This window comes from Sulfuriflexus sp. (assembly GCF_032250955.1).
In the GTDB taxonomy this organism is placed as follows: Bacteria; Pseudomonadota; Gammaproteobacteria; order AKS1; family AKS1; genus Sulfuriflexus.
Genome location: NZ_JAVVES010000147.1, coordinates 1 through 547 on the forward strand (window position 1 = coordinate 1; position 547 = coordinate 547).

Genomic DNA, 547 nt, shown 5'->3' on the forward strand with positions numbered 1-547 from the left:
ATTTAATTAACGCAAAGGCGCAAAGGATAAAAGAAAGGCGCAAAGAGAAGCTTTTTTAAGAAAACATGTTTTTTTGCGTCTTGCTTAACCTCTTTGCGTCTTGAGTGAGCGAAGCGAACGGGCGTTAAGATTAATGGTTGTGATTCCAAATTGCTTCGCAAAGCCTTCCATTAATAATCTACTTGAGCGAAGTGGATAAGTACGAACCTTAATTAAAGGTAAAATGTTAGAGATCTTCATCTTCCGGCACAGAAGAGCTGAAGCTGTAAGATTCAACCACGTTCTGATCATCGAACCGGATCACCAGATCGCGAGTGATTTTCATGCTGTACTCACCGTAAGTCCAGGTGCGTTTGCCGTTCTCAAGCCCGGTCCGCCAGGGATCGCCAAACATCTGTCTGATCTCTGACCGGGTGGTTTTATCGATTTCAATCTGACGAACCTGCTTCACAGGAAAGGGACGTCCCATCGAAGGCGTGCAACTTATGACCGGCAGGCTCAGAACGACAAGCAGTATCAAGATTGTCAGCGGGCGAAGGATGCGCAT

Annotated in this window: 1 protein-coding gene; it reads right to left on the reverse strand. The window is 45.9% G+C overall.

Features of this window, described 5'->3' with window-relative positions:
• Positions 1-226: 226 nt before the first annotated feature.
• The coding region (locus RQ738_RS13640; protein ID WP_314165868.1) for an outer membrane protein assembly factor BamE at positions 227-547 on the reverse strand (321 nt) is incomplete at its 5' end.